The sequence below is a fragment of the Micromonospora sp. NPDC001898 genome (assembly GCF_042891255.1).
Lineage (GTDB): Bacteria > Actinomycetota > Actinomycetes > Mycobacteriales > Micromonosporaceae > Micromonospora.
Genome location: NZ_JBIATC010000013.1, coordinates 117,569 through 135,133 on the forward strand (window position 1 = coordinate 117,569; position 17,565 = coordinate 135,133).

Sequence of the window (17,565 nt, forward strand, 5' to 3'; positions counted from 1 at the left end):
CACCCATGAGCCGCAACGGTACGCGACCCGGGCCGGCTTTCGTGGCCCGGCCGGGGGGGGGGGGGGGGGGGGGGGCGGCCCCCCCCCCCCCCCCCCCCCCCCCCCCCCCCCCCGGGGGGGGGGGTTGGGGGGGGGGGGGGGGGGGGGGGGGGGGGGGGGGGGGGGGCCCGGGGGGGCGGGGCCGCGCCGGGGGGGGCCCCCCCCCGTCTCCGGGTCCGGCGACGCCGGGCCGGGCACGGGGTGCCGGCCCTCAGTCGTCGTCGCGGTCGTCGTCGTCATCGTCCTTGTCGTCACGGTCGTCATCGTCGTCGTCATCGGCGTCGACCGGCTCCTGCTCGGCCTTGACCACCGCGCCGTCGTTGCGGTCGACGTCGACCTCGTGCTCGGTCTGCCCGTCGACGATCTCGACGCTCCACACCTGACGGCCGTCCTCGTCCTCGGCCTCGACCTCGACAATCCGGCCGCCCCCGGCGCGCGCCAGAGCGATCTCGCCGGCCCGCCGCTCGTCGACGCTCCCGCCGGCGGGCGAGCCGGTGGGGGGCGGCGTCGCCGTGCCGGCGGGCGAACCGGTGGCGGGAGCACCGGTCGCCGGCGCCGAGCTGGGGGCGTCGTTCGGGCTGCCGGTCGCCGCCGGGGCCACGGTGGCGGCGACCAGGGCGGTCAGTGCGGCGCGGTCGTCGGCGGCGGTGACGCCGAGGGCGACCCCGGCCGCCGCCAGCATCGCCGCGCCGCCGACGGACGCCTTGATCAGGGAGTTGCGCTTCATCTCGGTGCACCTTTCCTCGGTTACTACGTCGAGGATCGGCCGTGGCGGGATAGCGGCGCGCTGCACGAACGCTAAGGCCCGGTTAAGGTCGCCCGCGGGGCCAGCCACAGGCGCACCTCGGCCCCGCCGGCCGGGCCGGTGCGCAGCTCCAGCCGGCCGCCGCCGGCCTCCGCCACCCGGCGGGCGATGTCCAGGCCCAATCCGGTGGACCCGGCCGGGCTGGCTCCCCGACGTACGGTGGCGGCCGGCATGCCGGGGCCCTCGTCGGCCACGACGAGGACCACCCCGTCGGAGTCGCGGGCGAGACGGACGGTGAACGCGGTGCCGTCCGGGGTGTGCGCGAACACGTTGCCGAGCAGCGCGTCGAGGGCCGCGGCCAACTCCTCGGCGGGCACCGCGACCGGCAGCGGCCCGGGATCCAGGTCGCAGCGGACCTCCCGCCCGGTGTCCTCGGCCAGCACCGACCAGAACGCCACCCGGTCGGCGACCACCGCCGCCGCGTCGCCGCCGGTGGCGGCCGGCGACCGGTCCCGGCGGGCCTGGCGGGCCTGGCGGATCAGGCCGGTCACGGCCCGCTCCAACCCGTCCACCGCGGCGGCGATCCGCGCCGCCTCCGGCGGCTCGCGCAGCGACTCGGCCTCCAGCCGCAGCGCCGTCAGCGGGGTGCGCAGCCGGTGCGAAAGGTCGGCCACCTGCTCGCGTTCCTGGGCGAGCAGGACCTGGATCCGGCCCGCCAGGTGGTTGAGCGCACCGGCCACCTCGCGCAGCTCGGCCGGGCCCGCGGGCGTCACCCGGGCATCCAGCTCGGCGTTGGCCAGCCGGTGCGACACCGCGGACAGCTCGGCGATCGGCCGGACCAGGGTACGGGCCAGCCGGTCGGCGACCAGCAGCCCGAGCAGCACCAGCAGCACCCCGAGCAGCGCCAGCACCAGCCAGGCCCGGGTCACCCCGGCGGTCAGCTCGGCGCGTGGCACCACCGTCCGGATCACACCCGTGCCGTCCGGCCGGCCCTGCACGGCGATGACCACCTCGCGTCCCTCGTCCGACTCCGCGGTGAGGCTTCGACCCCGTTCGGCCAGGGCCACCGCCGGGGTACGTGGGACGGGCGTGCCCAGCACCGTGTCGCCGGGCAGGAACACGCTGACCGGCCGGCCCGACTCCGCGGCGAGCTGCTCGGCGGTCAGCCGGATGGTCGCGGCATCGGCCGTACCCACCACCGGCACCAGGCTCTGCGCGTCCGCGGTCGCCCGGACCGTGGCCCGGTCCTCGGCCACGTCCCGCACCAGCAGCGCCAACGGGACCAGGAAGGCCACCAGGGTGAGCACGCTGACCGCGGCGGACAGCAGCGCCAGCCGCGCCCTCACCCGGCGCCGCCCGGGGACTCCAGCCGGACCCCCACCCCCCGCACCGTGTGCAGGTAGCGGGGCTGCTGGGCGTTCTCGCCCAGCTTGCGGCGCAGCCACGACAGGTGCACGTCGACGGTCTTGTCCGCGCCCCCGTACGGGATCTGCCAGACCTCGGTGAGCAGTTCCCGCTTGGTGACCACCTCGCCGGGCCGGGCGGCGAGGTGGTGCAGCAGGTCGAACTCGCGCGGGGTCAGCTCGACCGGCGTGCCGTCGAGGGTCACCTGCCGTGAGCGCGGGTCGACCCGCAGCCCGCCCACCGCCAGGGTCGGGTCCTGCGCCGCCTGGGCCGCGCCGCGCCGCAGCACCGCGCGGACCCGCGCGTCCAGTTGGGCGGCGGTGAACGGCTTCACCACGTAGTCGTCGGCTCCGGCGTCGAGGACCCGGACTATCTCGGTCTCGTCGTCGCGGGCGGTCGCCACGATGATCGGCACCGCGCTGACCGCGCGCAGCATCCGCAGCAGGTCCCGCCCGTCGAGGTCGGGCAGGCCCAGGTCCAGTACGACGAGGTCCGGCCGGTCGTCGAGGGCGTCGCGCAGACCCTCCATCGCGGTGGACGCGGCGGCCACGGCGTGACCCCGGTCCCGCAGCGCCCGCGCCAGCGGCGTCCGGATGGTCAGGTCGTCCTCGATGAGCAGCAGGCGGGGCACAGGATGCAGGCTAGCCGCCGGGACCGCCGCCGGCCGGTTCCTTAACCCTCTCTTAGCGTCGACCGGCGCTCCCGCCAACCTTCGATCGGGGATAGTCGGGGGATGCGTCGTCGCCGTGCCCTCGCCTTCGCCGGGTGGCTGGCCACCGCCGCGCTCGCCACCCTGGTCGGGGTGGCCGCGATCCGGCTGGTCGGGGAGAGCATCACCGGCACCCCGGGCGGGGTGCACAGCCAGCGGGACGTCGAACGGGCGCTGGCCTCGCCGCAGGCGAGCACGGCGGCCCCGGGCGGCAGCCCGGCCACCGGGCCGGGCGCGCCGTCGGCGACCGCGTCGCCGGGGCCCGGCGCGCGCCGGGCCTTCGCGACCGCCGGCGGCAGCGCCGTGGCCGAGTGCACTTCGGGCGGGGTGCGGCTGGTGTCCTGGGCGCCGGCGCAGGGCTACCGGGTCGCCGACGCCGACCAGGGCCCGGACGACGACGTCGAGGTCACCTTCGTCGGGTCGGGCGGCGAGCACGAGCTGAAGCTGCGGTGCGTGGCCGGCGAGCCGGTGGCCGTCGCCGACGACTGACCGGCGACGGCCACCCGCGGATCTCGGTCAGCCGTGGTGCTTCTGCTGGCAGGGCACGCAGAAGCGGGCGTGCGGGACGACCTCCAGCCGCTCCGGTGGGATCTGCGCCCCGCACTTCTCGCACGCGCCATAGCGGCCGTCCTCGATGCGGTGCAGCGCGTCGACGATCCGCTCCAGGCTCATCCGGGTCGCCGCGATCAGCGCGGCGCGGGTGTGCGCCTCACCCGGGTCGCCGGTGTCGGCGGTCAGCTCGGTCAGCCGGACCGTCTGCGCCGCGTGATCGTCGGTCAGTGTCGTGCGGAGGTCGGCGAGCCACTGCCGGTCGCTGGCCTGCTGGATGTCGGTACTCATGTCGCGTCCTTCCGGAAAAAGGTAAAAGAAAAGGGCCGAAGCCGGAAGCTTCGCCCTGGTGGCCGTACCCGTCGGAGATTTCCCGGCGGGGGGCCACGCCCGCTGGGGATCGGGCTCGGCAGCCCGTGGATGGGGGCGGCATCGAGCGACGGCGCGCCCGCCGGGCGGGTGGCCACCCACGTGCGCCGGCGGCCGGCGGCAGCCGGCGACGCCGTCACGGCGGTGACGGTGACGCGGGCGAGCGGGGCGGCCGATGGCATGGGGCCACCATAGGCCGCCCCGCCGCAGAACCCAACCAGGTTGGTCACCGGCCGTCCCGGCCAAGGCGCGGCACACGTCCCGATCGCCCCAGGCCAACACGGTGATACACCCCAAAATGGGATGCGCACGGACTGGCGCACCTGTTGGATCTCGGCATGACGCACGATCTTGTTCTTCCTCGGAAGGCGCGCCCAGGGGAGCACATCGCGGTTCTCTCCCCGTCCTTCGCTGCGGCAGGTGCCTATCCCGAAATCCACGAGCAGGCCATGCGACGGCTTGCTGACGTGACCGGCCTCGTTCCGGTCGAATACCCGACCACCCGCAAGGTGGGTGCGACCGCGGCAGCGCGCGCAGCGGACATCAACGCCGCCTTCGCAGATCCCGAGGTGCGCGGCATTCTCGCCGTCGTCGGAGGCGAGGACCAGATCACGGTCATCCCGCATCTGGACGCCGACCTCGCCCGAGCCGATCCGAAGCCGTTCCTCGGCACCAGCGACAACACCAACCTGCACCACTGGCTCTGGGGCCTTGGCATCGCCAGCTTCTACGGTGGGTCCTCCCAGGTACACCTTGGCCCCGGGCCGGCCGTGGACGACATCCACGCCCGGTCGCTGCGAGCGGCGCTGCTCACCGGGGAGCGGCTGGAGATCAGCGATCCGGGCGAATCCGAGGATGTCGGGATCGATTGGGCCGATCCGCAAGCGTTGGAATACTCCGGAGAACGCGAACCGACGGAGCCGTGGAGCTGGTACGGGCCGCGCCGCGCAGTCACCGGCACCACCTGGGGCGGCTGCCTGGAAATCATCCAGTGGATCCTGACGGCGGGACGCTTCCCGTTTCCCCCGGAGATTCTGCAAGGCGGGGTGCTGATCATCGAGACGTCGGAAGAACTCCTCCCCGCGCGCGATGTCAGCTTCATCGTCCGCTCACTCGGTGAACGCGGCATCCTCAGCGCCGTCGACGCGGTCCTGCTCGCCCGTCCGCCGGTCTCCGACCACACCCGTAGGCCCGCTGCCGCGGATCGGGCACGGCTACGCGAGCAGCAGCGCGACACGGTCGTCGACGTCGTGGCCCGCTACAACCCGGAGGCAGTCGTCTGCGTCGGCATACCCTTCGGCCACACCCGACCGCAGTGGATCCTTCCCCACGGCGGAGCCATCACCGTTGATGGCGTGGAACGTCGAATTTTCGCCGATTATCGGTAGAACCCGCCAAACGCCTGCCCGACCCCCATCAAGCCGCACGCCTCGCCCTGGTGGCGGCAACGCCGGTCATGGTCAGATCGGGTCGACCCGGCCCAGCCGCCAGTAGCCCATGAACGCCACCGCCCGCCGGTCGATCCCCCGCTCGGCGACCAGGTGCCGGCGCAGCGTACGGATCACACCGGCCTCGCCTGCCAGCCAGGCGTACAGCGGCCCCGGCGCCACCGAGGGCGACACCTCCCAGAGGAAGTCCCGGTCGACGTCCACGTCGGGGATCGGCGTCCGCCCGAACGACAGGCCCGCCAGGGCGGGTGTCCGGCCGGGCAGCAGGCTCGCCGCCGCCGCGGCGACGGCGGGAACCAGGCGGCTGCCGTGCGGACCCCCGTCGCGGGGCAGCCAGGCGACCTCGACGCCGGCCGGGGCCGGGACGGACAGCGCATCGGCCCGCTCCGGCACCTCCAGCAGCACCCGGCCCCGGGCGTCGGGTGGGAGCCGTTCCAGGATGGCGCAGATCGCGGGCACGGCCGTCTCGTCGCCGGCCAGCAGCAGGTGGCCCGTCGCCGGGGGCCGGAACTCGATCCCGCCGTGCTCGCCGGGGTAGCCGGCGTCGGGGCCGAGCAGGGCGGCTTCGTCCCCGGGCCGGACCCGGTGGGCCCACCGGCTGGCCGGACCGCCGTCACCGTGCAGGACGAGGTCGATGTCGACCTCGGCCAGGTGCGGCCGGGCCGCCCGGACGGTGTAGGTGCGCACCGGGCAGCGCCGGTCCTCGGGCAGGGCCCGCCACCTCACGTGCCAGTCGGCGCCGACGGGGAGCTGCACCCCGCGCTCCCCGGGCAGCGGCAGCGCCAGCTTGACCCGCTGGTCGTAGCCGTTGTCCGCGAACCGGTCCAGGTCGGGGCCGGTGAAGGTGACGCGGAGGAACGACGGGCTGAGTCGGCGTACGGCGCGGACCTCGACGGCGAACAGACGCCACGGCGCGATGGGCAGGGTCTCGGTCATGACACCCTGCGCCGGCTGCGGCTGGACGTGATCAATCGACACGAGGTTAGGCTAACCTAACGGCACGGTCGGGTCTCAGGGCGGTCCGGCCTTACCCCCTTCGGGCGACGGCCGCCGCCCTGACCGGGCCGGACGGCGCCCGCCTCGGCGGGTCACCCGAGCGCGGCGTCTCGCTCCAGGAAGAGCAGCTGGGCCCGCTTCTCCGGCAGGTCGATCTGCGGCCCCGGCACGAAGCCCGCGCGGGTCAGCCGGGCGATCGCCTTGTCGTTGCGCGCGTCGGGCTCCACCACGATGCGCCGGCGGCCCGGTTCGGCCAGCACGAAGGCGAGGAAGGCGTCGAGCAGTACGGCGGTGAAGCCCCGCTCGGTGCCACCGTCCGGCGGTCCGATCATCAGGTGGATGCCGAAGTCGCCGGGCCGGACGTCGTAGCACTCCCCCACCGGGTCGGCCGCCGGCTCGTACGTCTGGAACAGTGCCACCGGCCGGCCGTCCCGGTGGAGCAGGTAGGCGTGGTGCGTGGCGAGCGAGTCCAGGTACTCGTAGATCTCCAGCACCCGCTCGCGGCTGGCGTCGAGCATGCCCCAGAACCGCGAGCGCTCCCGGGTGACCCAGTCGTGGATCACGTCGATGTCCTCGGCCGGCCGCACGGGCCGGATGGCCACCTCGCCGAAGCCGTCGATGTGACGCGAGAAGGAGGTCGGGGCAGTCGTCATGTCTCTCCTCGATGGGCCGCCGTCCGGCCGGCGGCCTGCCACACCGCCGTCACCGCCTGCGGCGCGGCACCGTGACGGTAAATCAGGACACGCCAGCCTAGACCGTCGGGCGCGCGCCACGGTCCACAGTCTCCCGCCCGGCTGGCCCTCGACCACCGACGGGGTGGCCGGCTCCGGGGAGCCGGCCACCCCGTCGTCGCAGGGGGCGGTGGGGTGCCTACCGCCAGGTGTCGGTGCTGGTCCGGGTGCCGCTGGCCGGGGTGGTGAAGGTGCGGTTACCGCCGTTCTCCCAGGTGACGGCACCGGCCGCGGTCTTCTTGATGTACTTGTACTCCACCGCCGTGTTCGGGGGCAGGTTCAGCGTGGCCCGCCAGACCGGGTAGTCGGCCGAGGAGAGCGCGACGGCGTTGGCCGGGTTCCAGCCGCCAAGGGCCGCGATGTTGCCGACGACGTAGACGTTCTGGCCGTAGGAGGTGGTGACGGTGGCGTGGAACGAGGCCGCGACCTGCCCGCCGGTGTCGGCGTCGCCGCGGAAGGTCTCGTTCACCGTGTAGGTGCCGCCCTCCGGGGTGGTGAAGGAGCGGTTGGCGCCGCTCTCCCAGGTGACGGCGCCGGCTGCGGTCTTCTTGAGGAACTTGTACTCCACCCCCGTGGACTGCGGCAGGTCGATTACCGTCTGGTACGTGTTGGCGCCCTGCGCGGTCAGCTTGACGGCGCTGGCCGGGGCCCAGGAGCCGAGGGCGGGGATGCTGCCGACGACGTAGACCTCCTGGTCGGCGGCCGGGGTCGCGGCGACGGTGAAGGTGGTGGCGACCTTGTCGGTGGGGTTGACCGTCGGAGTGACCGTGGGCGACGGGGTGGCGCCGCCGGGCCGGGCGTTGACGTGGATCGCGACCGCGTTGTTGGCGGGGATGGACACGGTGGCCCGGCCGCCGGAGACGGTCACCGTGCCGCCCGCGCAGCCGGACGCGGTGGCGGGTCCGGAGACGACGTCGCAGTACTGGCCGTCGGCGAGGCCGGTGACGAACGTGGCGGTGGTGGCGCTGCCGGAGTCGTTGACGCCGAACCAGGCACGGTCGCCCCGGTGGAAGCCGATGACGTTGCTGTTGACGGCGGTGAAGTCGGAGATGGTCTTGACCGACCGGGCGGCGTTGGCCCAGCCGACCATGCCCTTGACGCCGGTGGACTGGGTCAGGCAGTTCCAGGCGCCACCACAGGCGGTGTCGGTGACGTAGCCGCTGCCGTTGGCCGGCGGGGACTGGTTGCGGGCGTTCCAGGAGAAGCTGTCGTAGACCGACGGCTTGCCGTGCGGGTAGGCCAGGGCGAAGTAGTTGGCCAGGGTGTAGTCGGTGCCGTTCTTGTAGGACAGCACGACCCCGTCGCGCTCAAGGTCGTGGTTGGTGACCATGGCGAAGACGTTGGCACTGGGGGCGTCGAGATTCCAGCTCGGGATGTTGGCGAGCGTGGAGATCGAGCCCTGGAAGGCGGACTTGAGGCCCTTGGCGTACGCGAAGTCGAGCACGTCGCCGTTGCCGGTGAACGCCCGCGCCTTGAGCGCGTCGTTGCTGGCGCCGTCGAAGATCTCCTGCGCGATGTACGGTCGCTTGTTCTCGGCCACGGTGTTGTGGAGCTTGCCGAGGAGCGCCGCGAAGTCGTCCTTCTTGATGTGCTTGACCGCGTCGACCCGGAAGCCGTCGACGCCGAGGCCGATCATGTCGTTGAGGAAGGCGGCGATCTTCGTACGGACGCTGTCCTTCTCGGTGTACAGGTCCGTCAGCTGCAGCAGCTCGCAGTTGGTGACCTGGGCCTCGTTGTTCCAGTCGTTGATGCCGCCGCTGGTCGGGCAGTTGTCGCCCGGCCGGTGGAAGTCCCCGTTGCCGTAGGGCACGGCCGGGAAGCTGTAGCCGGGGCCGGAGAAGTCCGTGCCCGCGTACCCGACGATGGACTCGTCGTTGTTCGCGCCGGCCATGTGGTTGACGACCGCGTCGACGTACACCCGCACGCCGGCGTTGTGGCAGGCGGTGACCATCGCGGCGAACTGCGCGCGGGTGCCGAACCGGCTCTCCAGCTTGTACGACACCGGCTGGTACACCTCGTACCAGGGGTACGCGCCGTCCTTGCTGTTGGGGAGGCTGACCGACTCCTGCGGCGGCGCGACCTGGACCGCGCCGTACCCGGCGGGGCCAAGGTGGTTGGTGCAGGCGGCGGAGACGGACGGCCAGTTCCACTCCCACAGGTTGGCCGTCACCTCGCTGTTGTTGAGCCCGGCGGCGGCCTGGGCGGGGGTGGCGGTGGTGGTGGCGGTCGCGATCGCGGCCGGCAGGACCACCGCGGCGACGGCGGCGGCGAGCAGCAGGCCGCCGGCGCGGCTACCAAGGGGTGACTTCAGACGTTCCATGACGGGTGAACCTTCCTCCGTGGGGGCGAAGAGGCGCTGGTGGATGGACGGCCGTCCAGGTAGCAAGACGATGCGGTATGGATGAAAGAGTTTGCAAGACTTTTCGGCAAGATTTTTGAAACATGCCGGCAATACGCCACCCGCAGGGGCCCTCCCACGCGCTCCCAGCTGCCCATTTCGGAGGGGACCGCCCTCGCGCTGGAGGGAATTCCTTGACATGCCCGGGGGATCGGCGCAACCTTGCCGCAACAACTTCCAGCACTTGCGATCATCTTGCACGACCCCGTCGCCGCCACGCCGCACGCTCCGGCCGGCGTCGCGCCCTCCGAGGTGCGCCTCAGCCGGTGCGGTGCGCCCGTCGCAGCAGCCAGGCGGCGACCAGGCCACCGGCGAGGACCGCGACCGCGCCCACCGTCTGCCCGGACTCCGACGCGGCACGGAAGGCGTCGGCGACCTGGGCCCGCTCCGCGTCGGTCCGGGCGGCGGCCAGCGCCGCGGGGAACGACCCGGCACCGGCCAGCGCGGCGGGCAGCAGGGCCGCGAACCGGGCGTTCAGCACGGCGCCCAGGACGGCGACGCCGAGGCTGCTGCCGACCTCCGTCATCGTGCCGTCCACGCCGGCGCCCGCGCCGGCCCTCTCCGGCGGGATCGCGCTCATCACCGCCTCCACGATCGCCGGGTTGGCCAGGGCGCAGCCGGCGCCCATGGTGAGCAGGCCGGCCAGCAGCACGCCGTAGCCGTCTCCCGGGGCATGGGTGACGAACAGCAGACCGCCGCAGAGCAGGGTCATGCCGACGGCGATGGCCCCGGCCGTGCCGAGCCGGTGGATCAGCCGGGCGGCGATGCCGGCGAGGTTGAGCACCACGATGGACAGCGCGAACGGCACCATCCGCAGTCCGGCCTCCCAGGCCGGGTATCCGCGCACGAACTGGAGGTGCTGGGTCAGCAGGAACAGCGCGCCGGTGGCGCCGAAGGTGATCAGGACGACCCCGGAGACCGCGCCGACGAAGCGGCGATCCCGGAAGAAGCCCATGTCCAGCATGGGATGGGCGATCCGCCGCTCCCACCACACGAACGCGGCGAGCATCAGCACTCCCCCGCCGGCTGTGCCGAGCACCGGGGCGGAGAGCCAGCCCCGGTCGGGGCCGGCGATGATCGCGTACACCACGGCGGTGAGGCCGGCCGTGGACAGCACCACCCCGCCGAGGTCGAGGCGACCGCCGGACGGGTTGCGGGACTCCGGCACCAGGAGCCCGGCGGCCACCAGGCAGACCACCACGATCGGAACGTTGACCAGGAAGATCGCCTCCCACGGGAAGCGGGCGAGGATGACCCCGCCGACGGGCGGCCCGGCCGCGAAACCCAGCGCGCTGGCCGCCGCCCAGATGCCGATCGCCCGGGGCCGCTCGGCGGCGTCGAAGACCTGCATCGCCACCGCGAGGGTGGCGGTGACGAGCAGGGCGCCGCCGATGCCCATGCCGGCCCGGGCCGCGATGAGCTGCCCGGTGGACTGGGCCAGCGCCGCGGCCAGCGAGCCGGCCCCGAACAGGACGAGGCCGGCCAGCAGCAGCCGGCGCCGGCCGTACCGGTCGACGGCGCTGCCCGCGGTGAGCAGCAGCCCGGACTGGACCAGCGCGTACGCGTTGATGGTCCACTGCACCTCGGCGGTGCTGGCGCCCAGTTCGGCGGTGAGCACGGGCACCGCCACGGTCAGCACGGTGTTGTCGAGCACCACCGTGACCTGGGCGAGGCAGAGCACGGCGAGGATCAGCCACCGGGTGGGCAGCGGACGGGCGGGTACGGACAGCGTCCGGACGGCGGGTTCGGACAGGCTCATGGCGCTCCTGGGCGGAAGGGACGCGGTCGGACCGCTCAGCTCGCGGCGAGCACCGGGACGTGGAGGGCAGGGACGCGGCGTCGCCGACCGGCCAGAGGTGGCGCGGGGCCGAGTTCGGTCCCCCGCACGGTCAGCCGGAAGGTCCGTCCGCCGATCGCGCGCAGCACCGGGACTTCCCAGTTCCGTTTCACGCACCCCTCCAGTAAGGTCCACCCAAGTTAGGGAAGGTTAACCTAAATTGGAACTGTTGTGGGACCCTGCCTCGCCGGGTGCGCCGCACGCCCGGACGACCGGCATCCGTCGCGACGCCTGGGGCGTGGCGCACCTGTGGGCGGACACCGTGGACGAACTGGCCCGGCTCCAGGGCCGGGCGGCGGCGCTCGACCGGGCCTGGCAGATCGAGGTGGAGCGGTGGCGCTCCGAGGGCCGGCTCGCCCAGCACGTCGGGCCCGCCGAGGTGGGCTGGGACCGGTTCGCCCGCCGGGCCCGCCTCGACGACACCGCCCGGCGCTGCTACGCCGGGCTCGACCCCGCCACCCGGCGCTGGGCCGCCGCCTACGCCCAGGGGGTCAACGACGGGCTCGCCGAAGGGGCAGCCGGGGCCCCGGAGTTCGCGGCGGCCGGCTGCGCCCCCGGCCGGTGGCGGCCGTGGTCCCCGCTCGGGGTCTTCCTGGTGCAGCACGTGCTGTTCGCGACCTTCCCGAACAAGCTGTGGCACGCGCACGTCGCCGCCACCCTCGGGCCGGCGGCGGCCGGGCTGTTCAGCGCCGAGCCGCCGGCCGGTTCGGGCAGCAACGCCTGGGCCGTGCCCGCCGACCCGGCCACCGGGCGGGGCCCGGTCATCGCCGGCGATCCGCACCGGATCCTCGAACTACCCGGCATCTACCACCAGGTGCGGCTGGCCTGCCCCGAGTTCGACGTGCTCGGGTTCGCCTTCCCCGGCGTTCCCGGCCTGCCGCACTTCGGCCACGCCGGCGAGGTGGCCTGGGCGGTGACCAACGCGATGGCCGACTACCAGGACCTCTACCGGGAGCAGTTGCGCCGCGACGGCGACCGGGTCCTGGTGCGCGAGGCCGACGGCTGGGCGCCGGCCCGCCGCCACGTCGAGCGCATCGGGGTACGCGGCGGCGACCCGGTGCAGGTCGAGGTGATCGAGACGCCCCGGGGCCCCGTCATCGACGAGGACCGGCACACCGGCGAGGCGATCAGCCTGCGCACCCCCGCCCGGGTCGAGCAGCGCCTCGGCTTCGACGCGCTGCTGCCGCTGCTGCGGGCGCGGACCGTCGACGACGTCGCCACAGCGCTGCGCCACTGGGTCGAACCGGTCAACAGCGTGCTCGTCGCCGACCGGTCGGGGGCGATCGCCCAGCTCGTCACCGGCCTCGTCCCGGCCCGCGACGAGCGGTGCCGGCGGGAACCGGTGCCCGGCTGGGAGCCACGCTACGACTGGACCGGCGAGTACGCCCCGATGTCCCGAACCGCGGTGACCGGGCCGGCGGTCTGCGCCAACGACCGCCGGCCCGACGTGGCGGCCCTCGGCGTCGACTTCGCCCCGCCGCACCGCGCCCGGCGCATCCGTACGCTGCTGGCGGCCGGGGCCGAGCCGTCCACCGTGCACACCGACGACCGGCTGGAGGCCGCCGTCCTGCGCGGCACGCTCGACCGCCTCGACGCCGATGCCCTCAGCGCGCCGGCCCGGGCGCTGCGCGACCGGTTGACCGCCTGGGACGGGCGGATGCGCGCCGACAGCGCCGACGCCGGCGCGTTCGCCGCCTGGCGGGCGGCGCTGGCCCGGGGGCTGCACGAGCACCCGCGGCTGCGCCCACTGCGCGCCGAGGGCGCGTACGACGAGCTGTTCGCGGCGTGGACCAATCCCCTGGGCCGCATCGGGTACGCCCTCGACGCCGTGGTGGCGGGGCTGGACCACCTCGGCGTCGACGTGGGGCCCGTGGCCGTCGCCGCGCTGGAGGAGGTGGCGCACGGCGACCCGCCGGGCACCTGGGGGCGGCGGCACGTCCTGCATCCGGTGCACCTGTCGGTGGCCCAGGAGGTCGGCGTCGCGGTGGAGGAGATGCGCGAGCGCGTGGCGCTCTCGGGCGACGCCGACTGCGTGCTGGCCACGAGCAGCGTCCCCGGGCTCTCCGACGCCTGCTGGCGGGGCCCGGTCGCCCGCTACGTCTGGGACCTGACCGACCGGGCGGACAGCCGGTGGGTGGTGCCCTTCGGCGCCTCCGGCCGCCCCGGCGACCCGCACTTCGACGACCAGCTGACCCGGTGGGCCGCCGGCGAGCTGATCCCGGTGGTCACCGACTGGGCGCAGCTCACCCCCGAGCAGGAGACGAGCCACCCGTGACACACCAGGTCACCCGCGCCGTGGGGCCCGCGCTGGCGCGGTCTCTCACCCGGGCCCGGTTCGAGGCCGACCACTGCGCACCGCCGGCCGGCTGAGCCGGATCGGGCAGAAAGCCTCAGGATGAGCTGAGGGGTCGAAGGGTATCGACATCGACTCTCGTGACGGTATAGCCTGCCCGTCATCGTGATCGTCGATCGACGGGGCCCCCGTCCTTCACCGAGGAGTGCCGTGGCCACCTCTCCCTCCGTCACCCTGCGGCGTCGCCGCCTGCTCGGCCTACCCGCCCTGCTGGCCGCCGCGTTCACCGTCACCGCCACCGCCCGGCCCGCCCCGGCCCGCGCCGCCGGGCAGGCCGAGTGCCTGGCCGATTTGATCCAGACATCCTGATGGCCACGGTCCCCTGGCTCGCCGACGTGCTGCGGGCGGCGGGCGTGCAGGTCGTCGAGGAGGGCGACTGGCGCAACCGGGCGCGCCCGGGCGACTTCGCCCCGATCGGGGTGCTGTGGCACCACACCGCGTCCACCTCCAGCGCCGCCAACCCGCACCCGGCGCTGAACATCTGCATCAACGGCCGCTCCGACCTGCCCGGCCCGCTCTGCCAGGCCCTGGTCGACTACCACGGCGTGTTCCACCTGATCTCCGCCGGCCGGTGCAACCACGCCGGCGCCAGCCGCGGCAGCGGCCCGATCCCGGCCGGCGACGGCAACACCCTGATGATCGGCTGGGAGATCGACTACAACGGCGTCAGCCAGGAGATGACCAGCGCCCAGTACAACGCGTGCGTCGCCGCCACCGCCGCGGTGCTCACCCGCCTGGGCCGGGACGCCAGCCACGCCCGGGGCCACCGCGAGACCAGCACCTCCGGGAAGATCGACCCGTCGTTCATCGACCTCGACGTGATGCGCGCCGACGTCGCCGCCCGGATGTCCGGCGGAAGCGCGTGGAGCGCGATCGTGGACAACTCCACCACCGGGCGGTTCACCGCCAGCGCCAACTGGGGCGTCTCGTCGTACTCGGGGCAGCGGTACGGCGCCGACTACCGCTACGCCGATCCGGTGCAGTCCAGCGACGTCGCCTGGTACCGGGTCAACGTCCCGGCGGCCGGGAGCTACCGGGTCGACGCCTGGTGGCCGGCGAACGCCGGCTACAACAGCGCCACGCCGTACATCGTGGCCACCACCGCCGGCAACCGGACCGTCCACGTCGACCAGCGCGCCACCGGCGGGCAGTGGCGTTCCCTCGGCACGTTCGCCCTGCCGGCCGGGGACGCCAACCGCGTCGGGGTCAGCCGGTGGACCACCGCCGCCGGGCTGGTCATCGCCGACGCGATCCGGCTCACCCGGATCGTCTGAGGCCACCGCAGGGGGGTGGGTGAGGCGTGCGGCCCGGACCGGCGGCACGCCTCACTCCTGCCCCAACCAGGTGCGCAGCGCCCACCACCAGCGCAGGGTCTGCGGGACCGGCCACCGGCCGCCCGGCTCGGCGAGGGTCGGCGGCAGCCCGGCCAGCTCCTGCAACCGGCGCAGCCGGTAGCGCACGGTGTTCGGGTGCAGGTGCAGGGCGGCGGCCGTCAGGTCCAGCCGTTGCCCGTGATCCAGGTAGGCCAGCGCGGTCGAGGCGAGCTGGCGGTGGAAGTCGTCGGCCGGGTCGAGGGCGCCGAGCAACTCCCCGCTGACCAGCCCCGCCAGCTCCGGCTGGGCGGCCAACGCGGTCTCGCCGGCCAGGTCGACCACCCCGTGCAGGCCGCGCAGCCCCGCCCGGGCGGCGACGCGCAGCGCGGCCACGCACAGCCGGTGCAGGGCCGGGGCCTCGGCCAGCGGTCGGGCCGGGGCGGCCACCACGAGCACGGCGGCGTCGGCCAGGTCGGCGGACGGCAGCCGCGGGGACAGGCCGGTGAGCCGGTCGTCGACCGTGCCGAAGACTCCCCCGCCCCCGCAGAGCCGCCGCCGCACCGCCGGGATCCGGGCCGGGTCGGTCAGGTCCGTGACCACGCAGTGGTACCGGCCGTCGGGGCGCAGCCCGAACCCGGCCAGCTCGTCCGGCCGGCCGTCGGCCGCCTCGTCGAGCAGCAGCCGCCGCAGCAGCCGGTTACGGGCGTCCCGCCGGGTGCGGACCAGTTCCAGCTCCGCCGTGTGATGGCCGTCGACCAGGGCGCGCTCCAGGGCACTGGCGTACCGGCCGAGTTCCAACAGGGTCTCCAGCAGCGCGGTGTCGGGTATCCCGGCGGCCCGGCCGCGGTCCAGCGCGATCTCCACCACCTTCTGCCGGCCCGCCTGCACCCCGCGCAGCAGACCCGCGACGGAGACGCCCTGCCCGGCCCGGTCGGCGCCGAGCCGCCGCGCCTCCGCGAAGTCCCGTTCGCTGGGCTCCGCCAGACGTTGGAAGGAGGCCAGCCCGGCGGCCAACAGGGCCGCCACGTGCCGACGGTTCTCCGCCGGCGGCAGCCGCGCCACCTCCGGTGAGTGCACCCGGGCGGCCTCGACCATCTCGTCCACGACCTGCCGGTCCGCGGCCAGCTCGCGCAGCAGCGCACCGAGGGGCCCGGTCCGCTCCGTCAACGCCATCGGCCCGCTCCCCTCGCCACGGCCACTGTGGCCCGTCCACAACGACCCGGCCCGGTTTTGGCCCCCGTCGCCTACCGGGAGTCCGGCTTCGGTTGGTTTCCTTCTGTTACCGCAAAGTAACACCGCGTTCCGCGCCGCGGAACGCCACACCACGGCCGCCCCACCGTCCAGGAGCAGTCCATGACCGCAGCACCGTCCGCGCCCCCGCGCGCCCACCGTCCCCGCCCACGCCGGTACGGCGCCCTCGCCGCCCTCGCCCTCGCCCTCGCCGCCGCGCCCGCCCCCGCCGTCGCCGCCCCCGCCGTCGTCCCGGCCGCCGCCGGGCTGACGGAGGTGATGTTCGTCGGCAACAACTGGGAGGGCACCGTGGACGTCATCCGCCCGCGCGGCGACTACGCCCGCCTCGGCCGGATCAACGTCGTCCCGGACAAGCAGCAGCGGCTCTGGGAGATCTACCTCAACCCCCTCAAACTCGCGTTCTACCTGGGCATCCAGCAGGGGCCCGGCGAGGGGCACGACCAGCTCGTCGACGACATGTACACCACCCCGGACGGGACCGCGCTGGTGGCGTCGAGGCCCAGCTTCGCCGACGTGGTCTCGATCGACCTGAGCACCGGAGCGGTGCGGTGGCGGTTCCCGGTCTCCGGGTTCCGCTCCGACCACATGGCGGTGTCGCCGGACGGCACCCGGGTCGCGGTCTCCGCCTCCACCTCGAACAAGGTGCACGTCCTGGACATCGTCACCGGCCGGCAGGTCGGCTCGTTCGACACCGGCGACAAGCCGCACGAGAACCTCTTCACCGGCGGCGGCCGGCACATCTGGAACATGTCCATCGGCGAGGTGAACACCTCCCTCGACGACCCGTCGCAGGACTGGACCAAGGGCGACCGGCACATCACGATCGCCGACGCCGCCACCTTCCAGACGGTGAAGGAGATCGACATGCGGCCCCGGCTGGACGCCTTCGGCCGCGGCGACCTCTCCGACGCCGTCCGGCCCGCGGTCTTCACCCCCGACGAGCGCAGGCTCTACTTCCAGGTGTCGTTCTTCAACGGCTTCGTCGAGTACGACGTGGTCACCGACAAGGTCACCCGGATCGCCACCCTGCCGAAGAACCCGAACACCAGTGAGGACCGCACCACCTGGGTCAACGACTCCCGGCACCACGGCATGTCGGTCAGCCCGGACGGCGGGAAGCTCTGTGTCGCCGGCACCATGGACGACTACGCCACGGTCGTCGACCGGGTCACCCTCGCCCCCGGGCCGCTGGTCGCGGCCGGCAAGCCGTACTGGGCGACGGTGAGCGGGGACGGCCGCGACTGCGTCATCTCCGAGGCGGGCTCCGACCGGGTCACCGCGATCAGCTTCGCCACCGGCCAGAAGGTGGCCAGCGTGCCCGTCGGCGACCACCCGCAGCGGGTCCGGATCGGCCACGTACCGACCGGTTGGACGCCGCCGGCCGTCCAGTAGGCCCGGCGCACGGGTACGGCCCGGCCGATCG

At 74.3% G+C, this 17,565-nt stretch carries 15 protein-coding genes; 6 read left to right on the plus strand and 9 right to left on the minus strand.

Annotated elements, in window-relative coordinates; genetic code table 11:
- Window positions 1-250: 250 nt before the first annotated feature.
- From ACFYZF_RS23750 to ACFYZF_RS23760, 3 genes are all read right to left on the minus strand, one after another.
- On the minus strand, window positions 251-766 hold the full coding sequence (locus ACFYZF_RS23750) for a PepSY domain-containing protein (protein WP_387024168.1): 516 nt from the start codon (window positions 764-766) through the stop codon (window positions 251-253).
- 71 nt (window positions 767-837) lie between these two features.
- Window positions 838-2,130 carry a sensor histidine kinase gene (locus tag ACFYZF_RS23755; protein WP_387024170.1) on the minus strand — a complete coding sequence of 431 codons (1,293 nt, stop codon included), beginning with the start codon at window positions 2,128-2,130 and terminating at the stop codon, window positions 838-840.
- Window positions 2,127-2,819, minus strand: a complete 693-nt coding sequence (locus tag ACFYZF_RS23760; RefSeq protein ID WP_387024172.1) for a response regulator transcription factor — start codon at window positions 2,817-2,819, stop codon at window positions 2,127-2,129. Before ACFYZF_RS23760 ends, ACFYZF_RS23755 begins: the two co-directional genes overlap by 4 nt.
- A gap of 102 nt (window positions 2,820-2,921) precedes the next feature.
- On the opposite strand from ACFYZF_RS23760, the gene ACFYZF_RS23765 reads away from it, so the two are divergent.
- The gene (locus ACFYZF_RS23765; protein ID WP_387024174.1) at window positions 2,922-3,386 is read left to right on the plus strand and encodes a septum formation initiator; all 465 of its coding nucleotides are present in this window, start codon (window positions 2,922-2,924) and stop codon (window positions 3,384-3,386) included.
- A 27-nt stretch (window positions 3,387-3,413) separates the two neighbouring features.
- Here the strand turns inward: ACFYZF_RS23765 and ACFYZF_RS23770 are convergent, their stop codons facing one another.
- Window positions 3,414-3,737: a TraR/DksA family transcriptional regulator gene (locus tag ACFYZF_RS23770; protein WP_387024176.1), complete on the minus strand. Its 324-nt coding sequence runs from the start codon at window positions 3,735-3,737 to the stop codon at window positions 3,414-3,416.
- A gap of 416 nt (window positions 3,738-4,153) precedes the next feature.
- On the opposite strand from ACFYZF_RS23770, the gene ACFYZF_RS23775 reads away from it, so the two are divergent.
- Window positions 4,154-5,203, plus strand: coding sequence for an LD-carboxypeptidase (locus ACFYZF_RS23775; protein ID WP_387024178.1), 1,050 nt, complete (start codon window positions 4,154-4,156; stop codon window positions 5,201-5,203).
- A gap of 72 nt (window positions 5,204-5,275) precedes the next feature.
- Here ACFYZF_RS23775 and ACFYZF_RS23780 read toward each other — a convergent pair whose 3' ends face one another.
- The 4 genes from ACFYZF_RS23780 to ACFYZF_RS23795 all read right to left on the minus strand — a co-directional run bounded on the left by ACFYZF_RS23780 (window position 5,276) and on the right by ACFYZF_RS23795 (window position 11,147).
- Window positions 5,276-6,199: a siderophore-interacting protein gene (locus tag ACFYZF_RS23780; protein ID WP_387024256.1), complete on the minus strand. Its 924-nt coding sequence runs from the start codon at window positions 6,197-6,199 to the stop codon at window positions 5,276-5,278.
- Window positions 6,200-6,351: 152 nt separating this feature from the next.
- Window positions 6,352-6,912, minus strand: coding sequence for a GNAT family N-acetyltransferase (locus tag ACFYZF_RS23785; RefSeq protein ID WP_387024180.1), 561 nt, complete (start codon window positions 6,910-6,912; stop codon window positions 6,352-6,354).
- A gap of 217 nt (window positions 6,913-7,129) precedes the next feature.
- Window positions 7,130-9,310: a carbohydrate-binding module family 20 domain-containing protein gene (locus ACFYZF_RS23790; protein WP_387024182.1), complete on the minus strand. Its 2,181-nt coding sequence runs from the start codon at window positions 9,308-9,310 to the stop codon at window positions 7,130-7,132.
- Window positions 9,311-9,647: 337 nt separating this feature from the next.
- Window positions 9,648-11,147, minus strand: coding sequence for an MFS transporter (locus ACFYZF_RS23795; RefSeq protein ID WP_387024184.1), 1,500 nt, complete (start codon window positions 11,145-11,147; stop codon window positions 9,648-9,650).
- 247 nt (window positions 11,148-11,394) lie between these two features.
- Between ACFYZF_RS23795 and ACFYZF_RS23800 the strand changes: the two genes are divergently transcribed.
- The 3 genes from ACFYZF_RS23800 (at window position 11,395) to ACFYZF_RS23810 (ending at window position 14,852) form a co-directional block, all read left to right on the plus strand.
- Entirely contained in the window at window positions 11,395-13,500 is a 2,106-nt protein-coding gene (locus ACFYZF_RS23800; RefSeq protein ID WP_387024258.1) for a penicillin acylase family protein, read from the plus strand.
- A 228-nt stretch (window positions 13,501-13,728) separates the two neighbouring features.
- Window positions 13,729-13,887: a hypothetical protein gene (locus ACFYZF_RS23805; RefSeq protein WP_387024186.1), complete on the plus strand. Its 159-nt coding sequence runs from the start codon at window positions 13,729-13,731 to the stop codon at window positions 13,885-13,887.
- Window positions 13,887-14,852: an N-acetylmuramoyl-L-alanine amidase gene (locus ACFYZF_RS23810; protein ID WP_387024188.1), complete on the plus strand. Its 966-nt coding sequence runs from the start codon at window positions 13,887-13,889 to the stop codon at window positions 14,850-14,852. The genes ACFYZF_RS23805 and ACFYZF_RS23810 overlap by 1 nt, the downstream gene beginning before the upstream one ends.
- 51 nt (window positions 14,853-14,903) lie before the next feature.
- Here ACFYZF_RS23810 and ACFYZF_RS23815 read toward each other — a convergent pair whose 3' ends face one another.
- Complete coding sequence (locus ACFYZF_RS23815) at window positions 14,904-16,064, minus strand: helix-turn-helix domain-containing protein (RefSeq protein ID WP_387024190.1); 1,161 nt, start codon at window positions 16,062-16,064, stop codon at window positions 14,904-14,906.
- A gap of 180 nt (window positions 16,065-16,244) precedes the next feature.
- Between ACFYZF_RS23815 and ACFYZF_RS23820 the strand changes: the two genes are divergently transcribed.
- Window positions 16,245-17,534: a YncE family protein gene (locus tag ACFYZF_RS23820; protein ID WP_387024192.1), complete on the plus strand. Its 1,290-nt coding sequence runs from the start codon at window positions 16,245-16,247 to the stop codon at window positions 17,532-17,534.
- Window positions 17,535-17,565 lie beyond the last annotated feature (31 nt).